The organism is Micromonospora maritima, assembly GCF_902825405.1.
GTDB lineage: Bacteria > Actinomycetota > Actinomycetes > Mycobacteriales > Micromonosporaceae > Micromonospora > Micromonospora maritima.
Genome location: NZ_CADEAU010000022.1, coordinates 1 through 20881 on the forward strand (window position 1 = coordinate 1; position 20881 = coordinate 20881).

The window sequence follows — 20881 nt, forward strand, 5'->3', positions numbered from 1 at the left end:
CCACCGGCACCGGCTCCGGCACGGGGGCCTCGGCCGGCTCGGCCGCCTCGACCGGCTCCGCGGCGCCCCGACGGCGGTCCCGGCGGGCCCGCAGCGAGCCCTTGGTCCGCTCCACCATCGTGTAGAGCGTCGGCACCAGCACCAGCGTCAGCAGCGTCGAGCTGAGCAGACCGCCGATCACCACGACGGCCAGCGGCTTCGAGATGAAGCCACCCTCGCCGGTCAGGCCGAACGCCATCGGCAGCAGCGCGAAGATGGTGGCCACCGCGGTCATCAGGATCGGCCGCAGGCGGCGCCGGCCACCCTCGACCACGGCCTCGGTGACGCCCATGCCCTGCGCCCGGTACTGGTTGATCAGGTCGAGCAGCACGATCGCGTTCGTCACCACGATGCCGACGAGCATGAGCACGCCGATCAGCGCCGGCACGCCCAGCGGCGTCCCGGTGGCCAGCAGCAGCGCGATCGCCCCGGTCGCCGCGAACGGCACCGAGATCAGCAGGATCAGCGCCTGGGTCAGGCTGCGGAACGTCGCCACCATGATCAGGAAGACGATCGCGATGGCGGCCAGCACGGCCAGGCCGAGGTCCGCGAACGCGTCCGCCTGGTCGGCGCTCACCCCGCCGATCACGTACGTGGCGCCCGGCACGTCCAGCGCGTCCAGCCGCTTCTGCAGTTCCTGCGTGGTGGCGCCGAGGTTCGAGCCGGTGGCGGTGCCGGTGACCGAGACGCTGCGCTCACCGTCGATCCGGGTCACCTGCTGCGGCCCGTCGACCTGCGCGACGTCGGCGATCGCGTCCAGCGTCACCGGGCCCACCCGCAGCGCCCGCAGCTCGGCCACGCTCACCGGCGGCCGCGCCCCGCTGCTGAGCACCACGTCCTGCGCGGTGCCGTCCAGCGTGACCTGGCCCAGCGGCGCGCCCCGGTACGTCTGCGCGACGAGCTGCCCCACGGCCGCCTCGGTGAGACCGGCGCGCGCCGCGGCGGCCCGGTCCACGGTCACCTCGACCCGGGGCACCCGGGTGGCCAGGCCGCTGGTGACGTCCTCCACGCCCGGGGTGTCCGCCATCGCGGCCCGGACCTCCTCCGCCGCCCGGGTCAGCGTCTCCTGGTCGGCGGCCTGCACCACCACCTCGACCTGGTTGGCGGAGGCGTCCTGGCCACCGCCGAAGGTCAGCTCACCGGCCTCCGGGCCGAGCGCGTCGAACTCCTTGCGCAGCGTCTCCCGCACCGTCTTGGCATCGGTGTCGTCGGCGAGCGCCAGCGACCAGGAGGCGCTGTCGCTGCCGCCGCCCCCGGCCCACGGGTTGTCCCCGCCGCCGGCGCTGACCTGGTAGGTCTCCACCCCCGACGTCCGCTTCAGCACCTCCTCGACACGGGCGGCGGCCCGGTCGGTGCCGGCGAGTCCGGTGCCGGCCGGCATCTCCTGGCGGATCGCCAGCGTGTCCTGGCCGGAATCGTCCAGGAAGTTGGTCTCCAGCTTCTGCGCCAGACCGAACGTGCCCAGGAGGATCACCAGGCCGAGCGCCACGGTGGCCCACCGGCTCTTGCGGGAGCGGGTGGCGAAGCCGATCACCGGCAGGTACGCCCGCTGCAACGGGCTGCGCAGCTCCTTCTCCTCGGCGGCCGCCCGGGCGGCGGCGTCATCGGCCCCGCGCCGTGGGCGCAGGAACCAGTAGGCCAGCACCGGGATGACGGTCAGCGACACCAGCAGCGAGGCGAGCAGGGCCACCGTCACGGTGATCGCGAACGGCGCGAACAGCTGCCCGACAAAGCCGCCGACCAGGGCGATCGGCGCGAACACCGCGACCGTGGTGAGCGTGGAGGCGGTCACCGCGCCGGCCACCTCGCGGACCGCGGAGAGGATCGCGTCCCGCTTCTCCTCGCCGTACTCCAGGTGCCGTTTGATGTTCTCCAGCACCACGATCGAGTCGTCCACCACCCGGCCGACCGCGATGGTCAGCGCGCCGAGGGTCAGCAGGTTGAGCGAGTAGTCGCCGGCCCAGAGCACGATCAGCGCGACCAGGACCGAGAGCGGGATGGAGACCGCGGTGACCACCGTGGAGCGGACCGAGAGCAGGAAGACCAGGATCACCACCACCGCCATCAGCAGGCCGAGCAGGCCCTCGGTGGTGAGGCTCTCGATGGACCGCTCGACGAACGGGGCCTGGTCGAACACCACGGTCAGCTCGGCGCCGGAGGCGGCCTTCAGCTCGTCCAGCCGGTCCCGGATGTCGTGCGAGATGCCCACCGCGTTGCCGTCCGGGCTGGCGGTGACCGCGATGCCGAGGCTCGGCTTGCCGTTGGTGCGGGTGAACGACGTCGCCGGGGCGAGCTGCTGTTCCACCCGGGCCACGTCACCGAGGCGTACCGGCGCGGCCGGCGCCGTGGTGAGCACGATCCCCCGCAGGTCGTCCACCGTGCGGATCGGCGTGCCGACCTGCACCGGCAGCGAGCGGTCGCCGTCGGCCAGCGCGCCGGCCGGCACGGCCACCCCGTTGGTCTTGAGGGCCTGCGCGATCGCGGTCGGCGCCACCTTGGCGGCGGCCAGCTTCACCGGATCCGGTGTGACGGTGACGACCTGGTCGCGGGCGCCGGTGACGTCCACCGACCGGACCCCGTCCAGCCCTTCCAGCTCCGGTACGACGGTGGCGCGCAGCTTCTCGGCCAGCGCCCGCTCGTCCCCGTCGCCGGTCGCGGCGACCACCACGGCGGGCAGGTCGTCCGTGCTGCCGGCGATCACCTGCGGGTCGACGCCCTCCGGGAGCTGGGCGTCGATCCGGTTGAGCGCGGTCTCCATCTTGTTGACCACGTCGTCCAGGTCGGTGCCGAACTCGTACTGCACCTGGACGGTGGCCGCACCCTCGCGAGAGGTCGAGGTGACCTTCTCCAGCCCGGGGATGCCCTGGAGGCTGTTCTCGATCGGCTCGGCGACCTGGGACTCGACGATCTCCGGGGCGGCGCCCGGGTACGGGGCCACGATGAACGCGGCGGGGAACTCCAGCGACGGCAGCAGCTGCTGCTTCAGCGACGGCACGGCGAACGCCCCGAACGCCGTGGTCACCAACGCGATGAGGGCGATCAGGCCCCGGTTGGCGAGACTGAATCTGGCGAGCAGCGACATGGGCGTTACTCACTCCTGAAGAGGGGTCTACGGGGTGCCCTGAGTCTGCCGTACGCGATCACGCTCCCAGCAGCCGGCCCGGCGTCGCCGGACCCGTCCGGCGACGCCCTCGACGCCGGGGTCGGCGCCGGGCCGGCACCGCCGCCGGCCGGTCGGCCGACGACTCAGACGAGGTCGAGGGAGCGGGCGGCGGCGAGGGCGTCGTTGGCGATGGTGACCGGCGCGGGAGCCGTCGAGATGGCCCACTCCGGGTCCTTCAGGCCGTGCCCGGTGACCGTGCAGACCACCCGCGACCCGGCCGGCACCCGGCCGGCGGCGGCCTGCTGGAGCAGACCGGCCACGCTTGCCGCGCTGCCCAGCTCGACGAAGGCGCCGACCTCGCGGGCCAGCAGACGGTAGGCCGACAGGATCTCCCGGTCGGTGACCGCCGAGATCAGGCCGTCCGAGGCGTCCCGCGCGTCGACGGCCTTGGTCCAGCTCGCCGGGTTGCCGATCCGGATGGCGGTGGCGATGGTCGACGGCTCCGGCACCACCTGGCCGGTGACGATCGGGGCCGCGCCGGCCGCCTGGAACCCGTACATCCGGGGGGCCTTCGTGGCGTTGCCGTCGCGCAGGTCCTCGGAGTAGCCCATCCAGTACGCGGTGATGTTGCCCGCGTTGCCGACCGGCAGGCAGTGGATGTCCGGCGCGTCGCCGAGGGCCTCGACGATCTCGAAGGCGGCCGTCTTCTGCCCGTGCAGCCGGTCGATGTTGACGGAGTTGACCAACGCGACCGGGTAGTCCTGGGCGAGCTTGCCGGCCAGGCCCAGGCAGTCGTCGAAGTTGCCCTGCACCTGGAGCAGCTTGGCGCCGTGCACCAGCGCCTGGGCCAGCTTGCCCAACGCGATCTTGCCCTGGGGCACCAGCACCGCGCAGGTGATCCCGGCGCGGGCCGCGTACGCGGCGGCCGACGCGCTGGTGTTGCCGGTGGAGGCGCAGATGATCGCCTTGTCCCCGGCCTCGACGGCCTTGGAGACGGCGAGGGTCATGCCGCGGTCCTTGAACGAGCCGGTCGGGTTCGCCCCCTCGACCTTGAGCCACACGTCCGCGCCGACCCGGGCGGAGAGCACCGGCGCCGGCAGCAGCGGCGTGTTCCCCTCGTGCAGGGTGACGACGGGAGTGGCGTCGGTGACCGGCAGACGGTCCCGGTACGCCTCGATGAGTCCCCGCCACATGTCGCGCTCCTCGCCTCTCCGGCCCCGGTCGACCGGGACCCGCCTACAGCGTGGACCAGCCTGCCCGGCCGGTCACCGGCACACCCCGTCCTAACCATCAGGCGGGACGCCCGGGCTACGCGCCGCCCTCGACCCGCAGCACGCTGGCCACCGAGCGGACGATGTCCAACCCGCGCAGCTCGCGGACGGTGGCGGCGAGCGCCGCGTCCGGCGCCACGTGGGTGACGATCACCAGCTCGGCGTCACCCCCGGCCGGCCCCTGCCGCACGGTGGCGATGGAGACCTCGTGCCGGGCGAACACCCCGGCCACCGCCGCCAGCACACCCGGCCGGTCGGCCACGTCGAGGCTGATGTGGTAGCGGGTGAGCGCCTCGCCCATCGGCCGCACCGACAGGTCCGCGTACGCCGACTCGCTGGCCGCGTGCACCCCGGCGAGACGGTTGCGGGCCACCGCGACCACGTCGCCGAGCACCGCGCTGGCGGTCGGCGCGCCGCCCGCACCCCGACCGTAGAACATGAGCTGACCGGCCGCGTCGGCCTCGACGAAGACCGCGTTGAAGGCGTCGCCGACGCCGGCGAGCGGGTGGGTCAGCGGGATCATCGCCGGGTGCACCCGGACGTTCACCGTCTCCCCGCCGGCCGCGTCGACGCCCCGGGCGGCGATGCAGAGCAGTTTGATCGTGCAGCCCATGGCCTTCGCGCTGGCGACGTCCGCGGCGGTCACCTCGGTGATGCCCTCGCGGTGCACGTCGGCGGCGGTGACCCGGGTGTGGAACGCCAGCGAGGCGAGGATGGCGGCCTTGGCGGCGGCGTCGAAGCCCTCCACGTCGGCCGTCGGGTCGGCCTCCGCGTACCCCAGCTCGGTGGCCTCCTCCAGCGCCTCGGCGAAGCCGGCGCCGGTGGCGTCCATGGCGGAGAGGATGAAGTTGGTGGTGCCGTTCACGATGCCGGTGACCCGGGTGATCCGGTCGCCGTGCAGCGACTCGCGCAGCGGGCGCAGCAGCGGGATCGCCCCGGCGACGCTGGCCTCGTAGTAGAGGTCCGCGCCGCCCTCGGCGGCGGCGTCGTGCAGCGTCGCGCCGTCCTCGGCGAGCAACGCCTTGTTGGCGGTGACCACGCTCTTGCCCGCGCGCAGCGCCTCGACCAGCCAGCCCCGGGCCGGCTCGATGCCGCCGACCACCTCGACCACCACGTCCACGTCGTCCCGCTTGATCAACCCGAGCGGGTCGGTGGTGAACAGCGCCGGGTCGACCGGCAGATCGCCCCGGTCACGGCCGAGCCGGCGGACGGCGATGCCGGCGATCTCCAGCGGGGCGCCGATCCGGGCGGCGAGATCGGCGGACTGCTCGTGCAGCAGCCGCACGACGTCGCTGCCGACCGTGCCGCAGCCGAGCAGCGCCAAACGAACCGGTGAGGTCATCCCACATCCAATGCGAGCAGGTCGTCTTCGGTCTCCCGGCGGACGATCAGCCGAGCCCGACCGTCACGGACGGCGACGACCGGGGGCCGCGGGACATGGTTGTAGTTGCTGGCCATGCTCCGGCAGTAGGCCCCGGTGCCGGGCACCGCGACAAGATCTCCGGGCTGCACGTCGGCGGGCAGGAATTCATCCTTCACCACGATGTCCCCGGACTCACAGTGCTTTCCCACCACGCGGGCGAGCATCGGCTCCGCCGCCGACGCGCGGTTCGCCACGGTGGCCGAGTAGGAGGCGTCGTAGAGCGCCGTGCGGATGTTGTCGCTCATCCCCCCGTCCACGCTCACGTAGGTGCGGATGCCGTCGACGTCCTTGACGGTCCCCACCTGGTAGAGGGTGAACACGGCGGGACCGACGATCGCGCGGCCCGGCTCGACCGACAGGTGCGGCACTGCCAGGTTCTCCGCCGCGCACTCCCCGTCGACGATCTTGCGCAGGCGCTTGGCCAGGTCGTGCGGCGACGCCGGGTCGTCCTGGGTGGTGTACGCGATGCCGAAGCCGCCGCCCAGGTCCAGCTCGGGCAGCTCCACGCCGCGCGCGTCACGGATCTGCGCCTGGAGGGCGAGCACCCGACGGGCGGAGACCTCGAAGCCGCTGGCGTCGAAGATCTGCGAGCCGATGTGCGAGTGCAGCCCTCGCAGCTCCAGCACGTCCTCGTCGAGGATCTTGAAGGCGGCCGCCGCGGCGGCGCCGCCGGCCAGCGAGAAGCCGAACTTCTGGTCCTCGTGCGCGGTGGCGATGAACTCGTGGGTGTGCGCCTCCACGCCGACCGTGACCCGGACCAGCACCCGGGGGCGTACCCCGCGCTCGCGGGCCAGCTCGGAGAGCCTGTCGATCTCGGCGAACGAGTCGACGATGATCCGGCCCACGCCCGCGTCCACCGCCCGGGTCAGCTCGGCCACCGACTTGTTGTTGCCGTGGAAGCCGATCCGCGCAGGCTCCATCCCGGCCGAGAGCGCGGTGGCCAGCTCCCCGCCGGTGCACACGTCGAGGAACATGCCCTCCTCGGCGATCATCCGGACCACGGCGCGGCAGAGGAACGCCTTGCCGGCGTAGTAGACGTCCGCGTCCGGGAACGCGGCGCGGAACTCGCGGCAGCGCTCGCGCAGGTCGTCCTCGTCCAGCACGTACGCCGCGGTGCCGAACTCGGCGGCCAGGTCACGGACGTCCAGGCCCGCGACGGTCAGCGCGCCGGCCGGGCCGCGCGCCACGTGCCGCGGCCAGAGCTGCGGCACGAGGGCGTTGACGTCGACCGGGGTACGCAACCAGGCCGGACTGCGGTTGCCGATGTCGCCGTGCAGGGCACCGGCTTCGTGCGCTCGCATGCGGGGTTACATCCTCTCCGGGGCGGAGACGCCGAGCAGGTGGAGGCCGTTGGCGATGACCGTCCGGGTGGCGTCGTTGAGCCAGAGCCGGGCCCGGTGCAGGTCGGTGACCTTCTCGTCGCCGCGCGGCAGGATCCGGCAGTTGTCGTAGAACCGGTGGTAGGCCCCGGCGAGCCGCTCCAGGTAGCGGGCCACCAGGTGCGGCCCGCGCAGCTCGGCCGCCGAGGCGACCACGGCCGGAAACTCGGCGAGCGCCTTGAGCAGGTCGTTCTCCTTCTCGTGCACGAGCAGCTCGGCGCGGAAGTCGGCGGCGTCACCCCGGGTCAGCCCCGCCTCGGCGGCGTTGCGGCCGACGCTGGCGGTCCGGGCGGCCACGTACTGGACGTAGTAGACCGGGTTGTCGCGGGTGGCCCGGGTCCACAGCTCCACGTCGATGTCGATGGGCGAGTCGCTGGAGTAGCGGGCCAGCGCGTAGCGGGAGGCGTCCACGCCGATCGCGTCGACCAGGTCCTCCAGGGTGACCACGGTGCCGGCCCGCTTGCTCATCCGCACCGGGGCGCCGTCGCGGACCAGGTTGACCAGCTGGCCGATGAGGATCTCCAGGTTGCGCGCCGGGTCGTCGCCGAAGCACGCGGACATCGCCTTCATCCGGCCGATGTAGCCGTGGTGGTCGGCGCCCAGCATGATCACGACCCGCTCGAAGCCGCGTTCCCGCTTGTCCAGGTAGTAGGCGCAGTCGGCCGCGAAGTAGGTCCACTCACCGTTGGACTTGCGCAGCACCCGGTCCTTGTCGTCACCGAAGTCGGTGGTCCGCAGCCAGGTGGCGCCCTCGGACTCGAAGATGTGTCCCTGCTTGCGCAGCCGGATCAGCGCCTGCTCCAGCTCGCCCCGATCGTGCAGGTCCTTCTCGTTGAAGTAGGTGTCGAACTCCACCCCGAAGTCCCGCAGCGAGGACTTGATCTCGCTGAACATCAGCTGGACGCCCTCGACCCGGAACACTTCCTGGGCGGCGTCCTCCGGCAGGTCCCGCACCTCGGGCCGGCGCTCGACGACCTCGGCGGCGATCTCGGCGATGTACGCGCCGCCGTAGCCGTCCTCCGGCGCCGGCTCACCCTTGGCCGCGGCCAGCAGCGAGCGGGCGAACCGGTCGATCTGCGAGCCGGCGTCGTTGAAATAGTATTCGGTGCCGACGTCGGCGCCGGTCGCCCGGAGCAGCCGGCTCAGCGCGTCGCCGACGGCCGCCCAGCGGACCCCGCCGATGTGCACCGGGCCGGTCGGGTTGGCCGAGACGAACTCCAGGTTGATCCGCTGCCCGGCCAGGGTGTCGGTGCGCCCGTACGCCGGGCCGGCCTCGACGATCACCTTGGCCAGCTGACCGGCGGCGCCCGCGTCGAGCCGGATGTTCAGGAAGCCCGGGCCGGCGATCTCCACCGACTTGACCCCCGGCGCCCGGCCCAGGTGGTCGGCCAGGGCCGTGGCCAGCTCCCGCGGGGGGACGCCCACCTTCTTGCTGAGCTGCAGCGCCAGCGTCGAGGCGTAGTCGCCGTGATCGGGGTTACGGGGTCGCTCGACGGTGGTCTGCGCGGGCAGCGCGGCAGGGTCCAGGCCCCGCTCGTCGAAGACGGCGTGGGCTGCGGCGAGGACGACCTCGGCGAGTTCTGCGGGAGTCACCGAACCATGTTATCGGGGGTAGACTCGGGCACCGCGGAGGCGACCCAGCATGTGAACCGGCCCCGCGGTCCCCTGACCGACCGACCTGACGAGGCACGATGAGCATCAGCACCCCGGGCGGCCCGGAGCGCCGTCCCACCGTGGTCAGCACCGGCAAGAAGCCGGCCGCCGGCCGGCCGGCCGCTGGCGACAAGCCCGCCGCGAAGGCCGGCGCGGGCAAGGCGGGGGGCGGCAAGGGCACCCCACGGCCGGGAGCCGGGGGCAAGGGCCGCAAGCCGGTCACGCCGGTGAAGGTCAGCCAGGGTCGCTCGTGGGGTCCGATCGCCCTGTTCGTCGCGGTCGGCGTGCTCGCCGTCGGCATCATCGGTGTCGGCGCCTGGGCGGTCTACCAGGGCGCCCAGCCGTGGCAGAAGCGGGCGGACGCCATCAACGGCATCGTCAACTACCGCGACAAGGACCCCGAGAGCCTCAAGTACGAGAAGCACCAGTCGGGTCCGTTGAAGTACAAGTACTCGCCGCCGGTCGGTGGCGTGCACAACGACGCCTGGCAGAACTGCATGGGCGACGTCTACGACGCCCCCATCGCCAACGAGCACGCGGTGCACAGCCTGGAGCACGGCGCGGTGTGGATCACCTACCGGCCCGACCTGCCGCAGGACCAGGTCGAGAAGCTGGCCGGCAAGGTCCGCGGCACCGAGAAGATGCTGATGAGCCCGTACGAGGGCCTCGACAAGGCGATCTCGCTCCAGGCCTGGGGTTACCAGCTGAAGGTCGACAACGCGGACGACGAGCGGATCGACGAGTTCATCAAGGACCTGCGGGTCAACGCCTCGGTCGAGGGCCCGACCGCCCTGTGCAACCAGGGTGTGACGGCGACGGGCACCACCCCGCGCGACCTCGGCGCCCAGATGCCGACTCAGTGAGGAAACGAGCATGAACGCGACCGGCACCACGGACCGGGAGACGGCGACGGCCCCGGAGGTCGATCAGGGGGAGGCCCGCCTCCCCCGTCGTTTCGGGGTCCTGGCACTGGCCGTGATCCTCGTGGTCGGGCTGCTGCTCGGGTACGCCGGCGGCTTCCTCACCCCGCAGCTCACCCGTCCCGGGGACTCCTCCCCCGAGGCCGGCTTCGCCCGGGACATGACCACCCACCACTCCCAGGCCGTGGAGATGAGTCTCACCGCCTACCGTTCCGCCACCCTGCCGGGGGTGCGTCAGATCGCCGTCGACATCGCCACCGGACAACAGGGCGAGATCGGCGCGATGCAGACGTGGCTTCGCGAATGGAACCTGAGCCCGACCGGCTCCGAGCCACCGATGTCCTGGATGCCGGACGGTCGGGCGTCGATGCGTGACGGGCTCATGCCGGGCATGGCCACCAGCGACCAGATGAAGCAGCTGCGCGAGGCGCAGGGCATCGCGGTGGACCAGCAGTTCCTGTCCCTCATGATCGACCACCACCTGGGCGGCATCCACATGGTCGACGCCGTCCTGAAGGTGACCGACGACCCCGAGGTGGTGCGGGTGGCCAGCACCATGAAGGCCACCCAGCAGAACGAGCTGAACAGCCTTCTCGACCTGCAGCGGCAGGCGAAGGGCTGACACCTCACGTCGATGCCGGCCGACCCGAGCGGGGTCGGCCGGCATCGTCGTTCGCGGCCCGACAGCCATCGCGACCTGTCGATCACCAACTCCCCCACGGATGTCGATCCTGACCTATTCTGTAGCCGGCCGCTCACGCAGGGCCGGACGCAAAACGGGGGACAAGTGAACATTCAACTCAAGATCCTGGGCCGGGTCGACGTGCTCGTGGACGGTGCGTCATGCCCACCCGCCGGCATCAAACCGAAACAACTGCTCGCGGCGTTGCTGCTGAATCCCAACGCGGTCATGCCGACCGACCGCCTGATCGCGGCACTGTGGCCTGACGAACCGCCGGCTTCCGCCCTGGACAACCTGCGGACCTACGCCACCGGGATCCGGCACTCGCTGCGCTCCACCGGCGACGCGGGGATCAGCCTGACCACCTTCCGCCTCGGATATCAGCTGAACGCGCCACCCCACCTGCTGGATCTCAGCCAGTTCGAGGAACTGACGGCCCGCGCCCGGGCTGCCACCGCCTCCGGCCGGCTCTCGGTCGCCGCCGGCTGCCTCGGCGAGGCCCTGCCGCTCTGGACCGGGGCAGCCGGGGAGGGACTACCACGCAACGGCTGGCTGGGCAGCGCGCTGGACGCGCTCGACGAGTCCCGGACGATCGCCCTGGAGGACCGGGCCGACGCGTGGCTGGGCCTGGGCCGGCACGCCGAACTCATCCCCGAGCTTCTCCGACTGACCGCGGAGCATCCGCTTCGGGAACGGCTCTGGCGGCAGCTGATGCTCGCCCAATACCGCAGTGGCGCGGCCGGCGAGGCGCTCGAGACCTACGCGACGGCGCGCACGACACTGGCCGACCAGCTCGGAATCGAGCCGGGCGACGAACTGGTCGAGCTGCACCGGTCGATCCTGCGACGGGACCTGCCCGAGGCCCCGTCGGAGCCCGCTCAGGGAACGGCCGAGCCGCTCGACGGCGCCGTCGCCGGACGACTCGCGATCCGGACCGACGGGCCGAGGCGGCAGGACACGGGCGCCCCCTCCCGAGCGGAGGGCACGCGCCCCACGCCGCTCCAGGTGCCCGCGCCGCCCTCTCCCTTCGTCGGGCGGGAGCGGGAGGAGCGTCTGCTCAGGGAGGCGGTTGCGGCCGTCGGCGCCGACGCGCCGATGGTCGCCCTGATCCGCGGACCGCTCGGGATCGGGAAGTCGGCACTGGCCAGTCGGGTCGCTCACGGGCTGCGCGACGAGTTCCCGGACGGCCAGCTGTACGTGAATCTCCGGGACTGCGGCACGCCGCACGCCTCCGCCACGACACTCCATGCCGTTCGGCATCTGCTGAGGAGCCTGGGGCGGGACGTCGCACCCGACGCCACCCTCGCCGAAGCGACCTGCCTGCTTCGCTCCGTCCTCGCCTCCCGGCGCCTCCTCATCGTGATCGACAACGCCGTCTGCGAGAGCTCGGTCGTCGCGCTGCTGCCCGCGTACCCGGGTTCGTCCGCGATCATCACGAGTTCGCGGGAGTTCGCGCTGACCCAGGCGGGCCGCCAGACGCGGCTCGGCCCGCTGGACGACTTCGACGGTCTCCGGCTGCTCGGGTCGCTGGTGGACCCGGCCGTGATCCGCGCCGATCAGGCCGCGGCGGACGAGGTCGTGCGACTCTGTGGCGGGATCCCGCTGGTGCTCCGTGCCGCCGCCGCACGGTTGGCCAGCCGACCGAGTTGGTCGGTCGCCATGCTGCGGGACAGCCTGAGAGACGGTCGTGGCCGGCTCGACGGGCTCCGACTCGGCGAGTCCTCACTGCGGGACTATCTGCGTTCCGTGCTCGACGAACTGGCAGCGGAGCGGCCGACCGCGATCGAACTGCTGCGCCGGTTGAGTCTGTTTCCCACCCGCTTCCAGCAGTCGGACATCGCTCACCTGTTCCGCGCGGACGGCGCCCGCTCCGCGACCCGCCCCGCAGTCTCGGACCTGGAGACCCTCATCGACTTCCACCTGCTGGAGACACCGGCGCCTGGTTATTTCGACCTGCCGGACCTCATTCGGGTCTTCGCCTCCGAGTTCTCCATTCGGAGCGTCGGCTGACGGCAACCGTTCCGTGTACGGATTTTGTCGAGGCCGCTGTATGGCCGGGGAATAGCCTGTGCGTAAATATGTCCGGGACCACAGGGAGGCCATCATGACCGCAATGCTCGTGCGGCTGGCGGACCACGCGCTCAGTCTCGCAGTCCCCCGCGTCGTGGGTAACGCCAAGGTGTGCGGGTGCGATGCGGGGTCAACGTGGTGTGCCAGCGCCACCGTCCGGTGCAGGTGCAACAGCGACTGCGTGACGACCAACTGCTACTGCCCCATCAACGGCTGCCGGTAAGGCAGCGACACGAAGCGGGCCGTTCCATCCGGCTGGATGGAACGGCCCGCTCATTGCACTGCTACCAGGCGCCGCAGACCGAGGTCATGCAGCTGCAGTAGTGAGTCATGCAGTCCGACCTGCAGCAGCAGCCCTGGCGGATGGAGTAGTTCTGGCAGTAGCAGGAGCCCGGGTCACAGGCGCAGACCTTGGCCTGCGCCGGAACCTTCGGGACGACCCGGCTGAGCATTCGCGCGCCGAGACGCTCCAGGGTGTTCCTCACATCTTCCTCCTTTGTCGGGGAATTTCCTGAACCCTAGAGCAGGCTGATACAACGATTAATTCAACAGCTGCACAGAAGCGCATGTATTCGCGTTATCGATCCGATCCGAGGACGACACCGAGGACCGTTCCTGTCGACACGTAGCCGAATCGGCGGGAGTCGAAACTGCGATCCGGATTGTCGCCGAGCAGCAGAATCTGCCCGGTCGGCACCACGGCGCCCAGCTCCGCGCGCCACCTGTGGAACTCCGGGGGCACCGGCTCCCCCTCGGTCGCCGCCACCCGCTTGACGATCCACTGCTTGTCCGGCTGGGGTCTGCCCGCCGGCCAGAATCCCTCCGGGCCGCTCCGCTCACCCGCCCGCCACGAGGCGACGGAGTGCCAGGGCGGCGGTTGGCACACCACCACGACCTGACCCGTCGCCGGCGTGGCACCCGACAGTCGACGCGCCAGGACGTGGCTGCCCTCACGGAGCGTCGGCTCCATGCTCGGGCCCAGCACCTGCACCAGCAGCAGACGCCGACGCGCGAGGACGAGCGCACCCGCCACGAGGCAGACCGGCACCACGTACCACAAGCCGATCATCGGTTTCCCGATCCGAGCGACGGCGCCAGGACGTCGGCGATGTCCTCGAACGTCACCACGACCATGGCGATCACCACCGCCCCCGCCATCGAGAGCAACGCGGCGGGCACCGCGAGCGGCGCCTGACTCGTTCCCCCGACCAGCGCGGCGACCCCGAGGCCCAGCAGGAGTCCGTTACGGACCAGGTGCCGGCGGCCGAAGCTCACCGAGGATCCGCCGAAGCACGGGCAGGAGACGCGGGTACCGCGGGCCAGCACCACGGCGATGGCCGCCGTGAACGAGGCGAGCAGGACGAGCGCGAGGACGAGCCCGGCCGTGCCCGTGCCCGGGAGGCCGAGCAGCACCACGGCGACGACCTCGCCGGTGACGACCGCGACGGCCACGGCCGGCACCACGGCCGTCGGGAGCAGGCGCATGTCCGCCAGGCCCCTCCGGAAGGCCACGAAAGCCGCCCCGCTCTTGAGCTTGCCGACCGCCGAGGCGACGAACACCAGTGCCAGGACCGTTCGTCCGAGGAGTTCCACGTACTGCATATTCGTGTCCTAACTGAGAGATCTCTGGACGTCCGAGTAGCCCGACGCCTGGGTCTCGAACAGCGCCGCGTAATCACCACCGCTGTCGATCAGTTCGTCGTGGCTCCCGACCTCGGCGATCCGGCCGTCCCGCAGCACCGCCAACACGTCGGCGTCGCGCAGCGAACTCATCCGGTGCGAGATCAGCACCGCTGTGGCACCCGCCCGGTGCCGTTTCACCAGGTCGTTCACCTCGTGCTCGGCGACGGCGTCCAGACCGGCGCTGGGCTCGTCGAGGATCATCAGGTCGCGCCGGCCACGGAACATGGCGCGGGCCAGCGCGATCCGCTGCCACTGCCCACCGGAGAGGAGCACGCCGCTCTGCGCGTCGTCGTCGTCCTCGCCGAAGGTGCGGAACATCCGGGTGAGCAGCGTGTCGTAGCCACGGGGCAGCGCGGCGAGGGTGGCATGGGAGCCGGCGACGCGACTCGCCTCCTCGATCGCACCCCGGTCATCGAGCCGCTGGATGTCGCCGACGGCCACGTTCTCCGCCGCCGACAGGTCGTAGTGCATGAAGTCCTGGAACAGCGCGGAGATCCGCTCGCGCAGCGCCCGCGGGTCGTGTCGGCGCAGGTCCACGCCGTCCCAGAGGATCTCGCCCCGGGTCGGGTCGTAGAACCGGCACAGGAGCTTGACGAGCGTGCTCTTGCCGGCCCCGTTGCGGCCGACCAGCCCCAACACCGCGCCCTGCGGGATGAACAGGCTGACGCCGCGGAGAACCCAGGGGTGGTCGTCGGCGTACCGGAACCACACGTCGCGCAGCTCGATCCCCCGGCGCAGCGCGGTGATCGGGGCGGGTCGCGGCGGCACGGGCAGGTCGGGCTCCGCCTCGATGATGTCCTGGTAGTGCCGGAACAGCATCAGTTGCTGGTTGCTCCGGGCGATGACGAGCACCAACGCGCTCAGCGCGGCCTGGACCCCGCCGACGCTGGTCACGAAGAGCGTGAGGTCACCGACCGAGAACACGCCGGCGCGCGCCCGCGCGACCGCCCACAGCAACCCCCCGCCCGAGACCGCGGCGGCGAGGACCGCCAGCAGCGCCTGGGTGCGAAGCTCGCGTCTCTCCTGGGCGCTCCGCGCCCGATTGGCCGTCGTGCGCTCGCCGATCATCCGACGCCGCAGGAAGGGCCCGATGTTGAACAACCGGATCTCGGTGGCCGCCTCCAGGCTCGACAGCAACCCGCTGAAGAACAGCTCCCGTCGTTCGACCGGGCTGAGCCCCCAGGCCAGCGCCGCCCGCTGGCGGGCCATCGCCAGCTCGGCGAGCATCACCGGGACGACCGCGGCGACCACGAACCCGACCATCAGGGGGCTGATCAGACACAGGGCGGTGACGAAACCCGCGAGCGTCAGCATCTTGGCGACGATCCCGAACAGGTCGCTGACGAGCTGGGTGGACGTCACCCCGGCCGCCTGCTGGGCCAGCCGCAACCGGTCCTGGAACCCCGGGTCCTCGAAGCGCCCCAACCCGGAGAAGGTGTCGAGCGCCGCGTAGAGCCGGTCCTGGGCAAGCAGGCCCGTCGCGCGGCCGATGTGCTCGCCGAGAAACCGCTCGAGTTGCGGCAGGAGCGCCGCCAGCACTCCGACCACGGTCAGCGCCACGGCCACCGGCACCGTCCGGTCGCCGGCGCCGAGACGCGGGTCGAGCTGGTCGATCAACGTCTTCATCAGCCAGGCGGCCGACACCGGCGTGGCGGCCTGCCCGAGAACCACGCATCCGTAGCAGAGCACGAACGCCGGTGCGGCCCGCCACGCGAGCCGCACCGCCGCCAGGGACGTCCTCACCACCGGGCTGTCCGTGTTCCCACGAGCACTGGCCGACCGCGCGGTCAGACCCGTGCGGGCGTCAGGACCGGGAGGTGGGAGAGCGTGTGGCCACCCGACTCCACGACCCCGGCGTCGCCCATCACGTAGATCGCGGGGAAGCCGCTGCCCTTGAAGGCATCGAGCATCGGCTGCCCGTCCTTGGCCGCGAGCACGGTCGCGACGGGGGACAACTGGCGGACCATGTCCTTCGTCTCGAAGTCGTCCGCCGCCGCGACCACGGCGAAGACGCGGGAGGCGCCTTCCGGTTGCGCGGCCGCGTACTCGACGAAGTCGGGCACCTTCTCGATGCACGGCTGGCAGTTCGGCGAGAAGAAGGCGACGACGACGCCCCGGGCGAGCGCGTCCCGGGTGACCACCGCACCGTCCACGGTGCGGGCCGTGAAGTCGTCGATCCGCTCGCCCGGGGGGAACAGGCCCTCGTTCGAGCTGCCGCCGCCGCGGGGTTGCGCGAGCAGTTGCGAGTGCTCCCGGAGGCGACGGACGACGCCAAGGGTAAAGATCAGGTTCAGCATGGCGACAGCCCCAACCAGGACCAGCGCCCCAACGACGTATGGCATCGGGTGACCTCCTCAGTGCAGTGGAGACACGCTAGGCACCTCCGCTACACGCCGAGCTACGAGCGTCGTACACCTCGTCATGTACAGGCCTCGTCCCAGCTATGACCGTTTTGTCCGTTCACTTCTATATGAGACCTAAGTTAGGAACGAGAAGGTTGCTGGCTTATGCGTGACCAGTTGTGATTCGGGCTCGTTGCGCAGGACGTGGGGGTTGCACTCAGAGACGCAGGGCGGTCGGTGACCAGCTGGTGCCGACGCCACACCATCGGCGGTGACGGAGCGGTGGCAGCCGTCCGTCGCGGACTGCGGCAGGGCGAGCCGGGAACGCTCAGCCGCGAACAGGAACTCGAACTGATCGACGTACTGCGGGGCGTCCACCCCGACGAGTTCGGCATCGACGAGGAGCTCTGGACGCGCCAGAGCCTGACCACTCTCATCGAGCGCCGGTTCGGGCTGAGCATGGACGCCGGCCTCGTCGGGGCGTACCTGCGGGCCTGGGGGCTGGGGCCGCGCGAGCCGCGCGAGCGCGCCTGCGGCCTCTGCGTCGGCGCGGTCGAGCGCTGGGTACGCAGCGAGTACCCGGCGATCACCCGGGCGGCCCAGGAGCACGCCGCGGAGGTCTACTGGATCGGCCGGGTGCGGCTGCGGGGCACCATGCCGGCCGCGGACGTCGTGTCGGCGGTGTCGTCGCGCGGGCGGGTGCGGTTCATGGTCACCACGCCGTCGGTGGACCCGCCGCTGCCCCGGGACTTCGTCCTGCGGTTGAGCGGCGCCGAGGAACGCACGGTGCACCTGATCGTGGACGGCTCCTGGCCGCGCAACGAGTGGCCCCGGCGGCTGCCCCGTCGGATCGTGCTGCACCCGCTGCCGAGCTGCGGGCGCGCCCTCGCCGCGGCCTGAGCCGGCGAAGATCGACTCGCGGATACCGATTCGGTGATCCGGGGAGGGGTTTGCTACTCTTCTCGGGTCGCTGAGCCCCCGTAGCTCAGGGGATAGAGCACCGCCCTCCGGAGGCGGGGGCGCAGGTTCGAATCCTGCCGGGGGCACCAGACACGTCGAAGCCCGGGCCGCAGCGCCCGGGCTTTCGCGTCTGGTCAGCCCGCCTCGCGACGCGCCTTCGCCCGCCGCTTGCCCTCGTGCATCGCCTGGACCCGGGCCACCGGGATGGTGCGCCCCTCGGCGACCAGGTCGTCCGGCAGCCGCTGCGGGTCGGGCAACGCCTCCGCCCACGGGTCCCGGTCCCCCAGCAGCCCGGGCACGGTCCGCACGGTGAAGTCGGCGGGCGTCGCCGATTCCAGGTCGGCCCAACCGACCGGGTACGACACCGGGGCGCCGGGCCGGATCCGAGGGCTGTAGGCGGCCACCACCGTCGCCCCGTACGCCCGGGTGGAGTCGACGAAGACGCGGCCGCCGCGGTCGGCCACGATGAACGCGGTGGTGGCCAGCGCCGGGTCGAGCCGTTCCGTGCGGGCCGCGAGCGCCCGGGTCGCGGCGGCGGCCTCCTCGGCCGTGGTGGCCGGCTCCACCGGCACGATCACGTGCAGGCCCTTGGCGCCGCTGGTCTTCACCGCACCGGCCAGCCCGGCGTCGGTGAGCGCCTGCCGCACCAGCAGCGCGACCCGGACCGCCGCCGGGTAGGAGTCGCCCTCCGGCGGGTCCAGGTCGAGCACCAGGTGGGTAGGGTGCTCGGGCCGACCGGCACGGGCCAGCGTCGGGTGGTACTCGACCGCCCGCTGGTTGGCGAACCAGAGCAGTGTCCGCCGGTCGTCGCAGAGGGCGTACGCGATGCGCCGGTGCGAGGCCTCCGCCCAGACGTCGGTGCGGCGCACCCAGTCCGGCGTGTACTTCGGCAGGTTCTTCTGCATGAACGGCTCCTGACCGGGCCGCACCCGCAGCACCGACAGCGGCCGGTCGCGCAGCTCCGGCAGGATCCGCCCGTGCACCGCGTCGAGGTAGTCGACCAGGTCGCGCTTGGTCGCGCCCGCCCCGTCGAACAGCGGCTGGTCCAGGTTGGTCAGCGACACTCCGGCCCGGGTCTCGTCAGCGGCACCCATCCGCCCACCTTCCCGGGCCGGGCCCGGCTCGGCAACCCCGACACGGTCGCCGGCGGTCAGACCCAGAACGTGTCGTGCCGCAGGAAGAACTCGGCGCGCTCCTCCTCGCTGCGGTCCGCGAGGTCGCGCAGCCCCTCGAAGTAGCCCTCCCGGGGCGCGCCGGGGGCGAAGTGCAGCAGCATCGACGCCGGCTCGCCGGACTCGTTGCGGAACGCGTGCACCCCGCCCTCGGGGACGTGCACGAAGTCGCCGGGCTCCGCGTCGATCCAGCGGCGGCCGTCGTAGATGCGCACCGTCCCGGCGAGGATGAAGAAGGACTCCGAGATGGACCTGTGGAAGTGCGGGGCCGGACCCGACGGCTGCGGACCCATCTCCCACCGGTAGAGCCCGAACTGGCCGTTGGTGGTCGCCCCGGTGGCCAGGTAGCCGGCCGAGCCGCCACCCGGGTTGACCAGCTCCGGCGGGTGCCCGGCCGGTCGGATCGTCGCGGTCGTCTCGCCCCGGTCCCCGGTGTAGCGCGGCGGTGGATACGTCACGGTCCCTCCTCTGCCGGTGGAATCCCGACCGTACGTCCGTTTCCGTCGGGGCGCCGCCCCGTCCCCGCGCTTTGTCACCGGACCTTCGGCCTGTGACGATGAGGGCGTGCGTGAGGAACAGGCGAACCGGTGTGTGCCCGGCGCGGCGGACCAGGCGCGGGCGTGCACCGTCCGGGAGGCGCTGGACCGGGTCGGCGGCAAGTGGAGCATCGGCATCCTGATCGCCGCCTCGACCGGCCCGGTCCGCTTCACCGAGCTGGAGCGGCGGGTGGAGGGCATCAGCCGGCGGATGCTCACCCTGACGCTGCGCAACCTGGAACGCGACGGCCTGCTGGTCCGACACGTGCACCCCACCGTGCCACCGAAGGTCGAGTACACCGCCACCCCGATGGCCCGGGAACTGTACGAGTCGCTGGTCGCGCTCACCCGCTGGGCCGAGCGGCACCGGGAGGCGATCAGCGCGGCCCGGACCGCGTACGACCGCCAGCACGGGACTTCGGCGGGCTGAGTCAGGCCCGGACCCGCTCCGCCCACTCGATGTGGTGGTCGAAGAGCCAGGCCTGCGCGGCGCCGTCGTTACGCGCCAGCAGACGGGCGAACACCGGCATGCCCAGATCCCGGACCAGGCGCCCGACCGGGCCGGCCACCTTGGCGGTGCTGGTCCGCCGCCCCTGCGCGACCACCCGCTCCACCCGAGCGCGGCGCAGCCGTTCGTACGCCGCGAACGCGGCCGGCACGTCCGGCAGGTCACGCAGGCAGCGGGCGAGCTGGACGGCGTCCTCGAAGGCCATCGCCGCGCCCTGCCCGGACGAGGGCGCGGCGGTGTGCGCCGCGTCCCCGACGACGATCATGCGGTCGCGGTGCCAGACCGGCACCGAGGGCAGGTCGTACGTGGGCCAGCCGTACTCGATCCGCGGGGTGTGGTCGAGGACGGCCGCCGCCGGCCCGGGATCGTCGGCGAGCAGCGCGTGCAGCCGGGAGCGGGCCTCCTCCGGGCCCACCGCGGCGAGTTGTTCCCGGCTCTGCTCGACCGACTGCGGCGGGTTGGCGAACCACCACACCTCGTCCTCCCCCACCACGATCCAGCAGAAGAAGCAGCGTCGGCCGAACATCATCTGCATGGTGCCCCGCTCGTGGGGCAGGCGCAGCCCGCGGGCGAACCCGCCGGCGTTGAGCAGCGGCACCCAGCGCGGCGCGGGGGCGGCCGGGTCGATGAGCGTCCGGACCCGGGACCGCAGCCCGTCGGCGCCGACCAGCAGGTCGCCGTGGTCGGTGCGGCCGTCGGCGAACCGGGCGGTCACCCCGCTCTCCGTCGGCGTGGCGCCGGTCAGCCGGGATCCGTGGACGAACTCCACGCCCCGGTCGAGCGCCTCGTCACGCAGCGCGCGGTAGAGGTCGGAGCGGCCGACCGTGCGACTGCCCGTCGCGGCGAACTCGGCGAGCCGGCGGCCCCGGTGGTTCCGCATGACCATCCGGGGGGTCGGATGCCCGAGCCCGGCGACCAGGTCGTCGAGCCCGACGGCGTGCAGCGCGTCCAGCCCGTTGACCGAGAGCGTGAGGAACGCGCCCACCCCGACGGCGTCCCGTTCGTACGCCTCGTGGACGACCGCGTCGATCCCGGCGCGGAGTAGCGCCATGGCGGCGACCGGACCGGCCAGTCCCGCGCCGACGACGAGAGCTTTAGTCATGTGATGACTATACATAGAATGACTATGCAGGAACAGGG

The 20881-nt window shown here is 72.1% G+C and carries 17 protein-coding genes and 1 tRNA gene; 6 read left to right on the forward strand and 12 right to left on the reverse strand.

The genetic code is table 11. The features are described 5' to 3' along the window. The 5 genes from HUW36_RS04745 to argS form a co-directional block, all read right to left on the reverse strand. Positions 1-3121: efflux RND transporter permease subunit (locus HUW36_RS04745; protein WP_174526987.1), on the reverse strand; the 3121-nt coding region annotated here is incomplete at its 3' end. Between the two features lie 164 nt (positions 3122-3285). Further along, complete coding sequence (thrC, locus tag HUW36_RS04750) at positions 3286-4335, reverse strand: threonine synthase (protein ID WP_174526988.1); 1050 nt, start codon at positions 4333-4335, stop codon at positions 3286-3288. A 115-nt stretch (positions 4336-4450) separates the two neighbouring features. Further along, positions 4451-5755 carry a homoserine dehydrogenase gene (locus HUW36_RS04755; protein ID WP_174526989.1) on the reverse strand — a complete coding sequence of 435 codons (1305 nt, stop codon included), beginning with the start codon at positions 5753-5755 and terminating at the stop codon, positions 4451-4453. Beyond that, positions 5752-7137, reverse strand: a complete 1386-nt coding sequence (gene lysA / locus HUW36_RS04760; RefSeq protein WP_174526990.1) for a diaminopimelate decarboxylase — start codon at positions 7135-7137, stop codon at positions 5752-5754. The genes HUW36_RS04755 and lysA overlap by 4 nt, the downstream gene beginning before the upstream one ends. 6 nt (positions 7138-7143) lie before the next feature. After that, positions 7144-8808, reverse strand: coding sequence for an arginine--tRNA ligase (gene argS, locus HUW36_RS04765; RefSeq protein ID WP_174526991.1), 1665 nt, complete (start codon positions 8806-8808; stop codon positions 7144-7146). Positions 8809-8906: 98 nt separating this feature from the next. On the opposite strand from argS, the gene HUW36_RS04770 reads away from it, so the two are divergent. Genes HUW36_RS04770 through HUW36_RS04780 form a run of 3 tightly spaced genes read left to right on the forward strand, consistent with a single transcriptional unit; the run spans position 8907 to position 12480 of the window. Continuing rightward, the gene (locus HUW36_RS04770; RefSeq protein WP_174526992.1) at positions 8907-9731 is read left to right on the forward strand and encodes a thioredoxin-like domain-containing protein; all 825 of its coding nucleotides are present in this window, start codon (positions 8907-8909) and stop codon (positions 9729-9731) included. 10 nt (positions 9732-9741) lie between these two features. Further along, complete coding sequence (locus tag HUW36_RS04775; protein ID WP_174526993.1) at positions 9742-10410, forward strand: DUF305 domain-containing protein; 669 nt, start codon at positions 9742-9744, stop codon at positions 10408-10410. 12 nt (positions 10411-10422) lie between these two features. Then, positions 10423-12480 (forward strand): AfsR/SARP family transcriptional regulator, encoded by a 2058-nt coding sequence (locus tag HUW36_RS04780; RefSeq protein WP_174526994.1) that lies wholly within the window; start codon positions 10423-10425, stop codon positions 12478-12480. A gap of 637 nt (positions 12481-13117) precedes the next feature. Here HUW36_RS04780 and HUW36_RS04785 read toward each other — a convergent pair. From HUW36_RS04785 to HUW36_RS04800, 4 genes are read right to left on the reverse strand one after another with little or no spacing between them, the layout of a single operon-like run. Next, complete coding sequence (locus HUW36_RS04785) at positions 13118-13609, reverse strand: S26 family signal peptidase (protein WP_174526995.1); 492 nt, start codon at positions 13607-13609, stop codon at positions 13118-13120. After that, on the reverse strand, positions 13606-14142 hold the full coding sequence (locus HUW36_RS04790) for a MauE/DoxX family redox-associated membrane protein (RefSeq protein WP_174526996.1): 537 nt from the start codon (positions 14140-14142) through the stop codon (positions 13606-13608). Before HUW36_RS04790 ends, HUW36_RS04785 begins: the two co-directional genes overlap by 4 nt. A gap of 9 nt (positions 14143-14151) precedes the next feature. Next, a complete protein-coding gene (locus tag HUW36_RS04795; RefSeq protein WP_246247885.1) occupies positions 14152-15966 on the reverse strand; it encodes an ABC transporter ATP-binding protein in 1815 nt (604 codons plus the stop codon). A 44-nt stretch (positions 15967-16010) separates the two neighbouring features. After that, positions 16011-16565: a TlpA disulfide reductase family protein gene (locus HUW36_RS04800; protein ID WP_174526997.1), complete on the reverse strand. Its 555-nt coding sequence runs from the start codon at positions 16563-16565 to the stop codon at positions 16011-16013. 204 nt (positions 16566-16769) lie between these two features. Here HUW36_RS04800 and HUW36_RS04805 point away from each other — a divergent pair, with 204 nt between their 5' ends. Together HUW36_RS04805 and HUW36_RS04810 are read left to right on the forward strand one after the other, a co-directional pair. Beyond that, positions 16770-17465, forward strand: a complete 696-nt coding sequence (locus HUW36_RS04805; protein WP_099163851.1) for a winged helix-turn-helix domain-containing protein — start codon at positions 16770-16772, stop codon at positions 17463-17465. Positions 17466-17539: 74 nt separating this feature from the next. Beyond that, a tRNA-Arg gene (locus tag HUW36_RS04810) sits at positions 17540-17614 on the forward strand. Between the two features lie 45 nt (positions 17615-17659). Here the strand turns inward: HUW36_RS04810 and ligD are convergent. Both ligD and HUW36_RS04820 read right to left on the reverse strand, forming a co-directional pair. Continuing rightward, positions 17660-18619: a non-homologous end-joining DNA ligase gene (ligD, locus tag HUW36_RS04815; RefSeq protein WP_174526998.1), complete on the reverse strand. Its 960-nt coding sequence runs from the start codon at positions 18617-18619 to the stop codon at positions 17660-17662. A gap of 56 nt (positions 18620-18675) precedes the next feature. Then, positions 18676-19155 (reverse strand): cupin domain-containing protein, encoded by a 480-nt coding sequence (locus HUW36_RS04820; protein WP_174526999.1) that lies wholly within the window; start codon positions 19153-19155, stop codon positions 18676-18678. 106 nt (positions 19156-19261) lie between these two features. On the opposite strand from HUW36_RS04820, the gene HUW36_RS04825 reads away from it, so the two are divergent. Further along, positions 19262-19663, forward strand: a complete 402-nt coding sequence (locus HUW36_RS04825) for a winged helix-turn-helix transcriptional regulator (protein WP_174527000.1) — start codon at positions 19262-19264, stop codon at positions 19661-19663. Position 19664: 1 nt separating this feature from the next. Here the strand turns inward: HUW36_RS04825 and HUW36_RS04830 are convergent, their stop codons facing one another. Continuing rightward, positions 19665-20843, reverse strand: a complete 1179-nt coding sequence (locus HUW36_RS04830) for an FAD-dependent oxidoreductase (protein ID WP_174527001.1) — start codon at positions 20841-20843, stop codon at positions 19665-19667. Between the last annotated feature and the right edge of the window lie 38 nt (positions 20844-20881).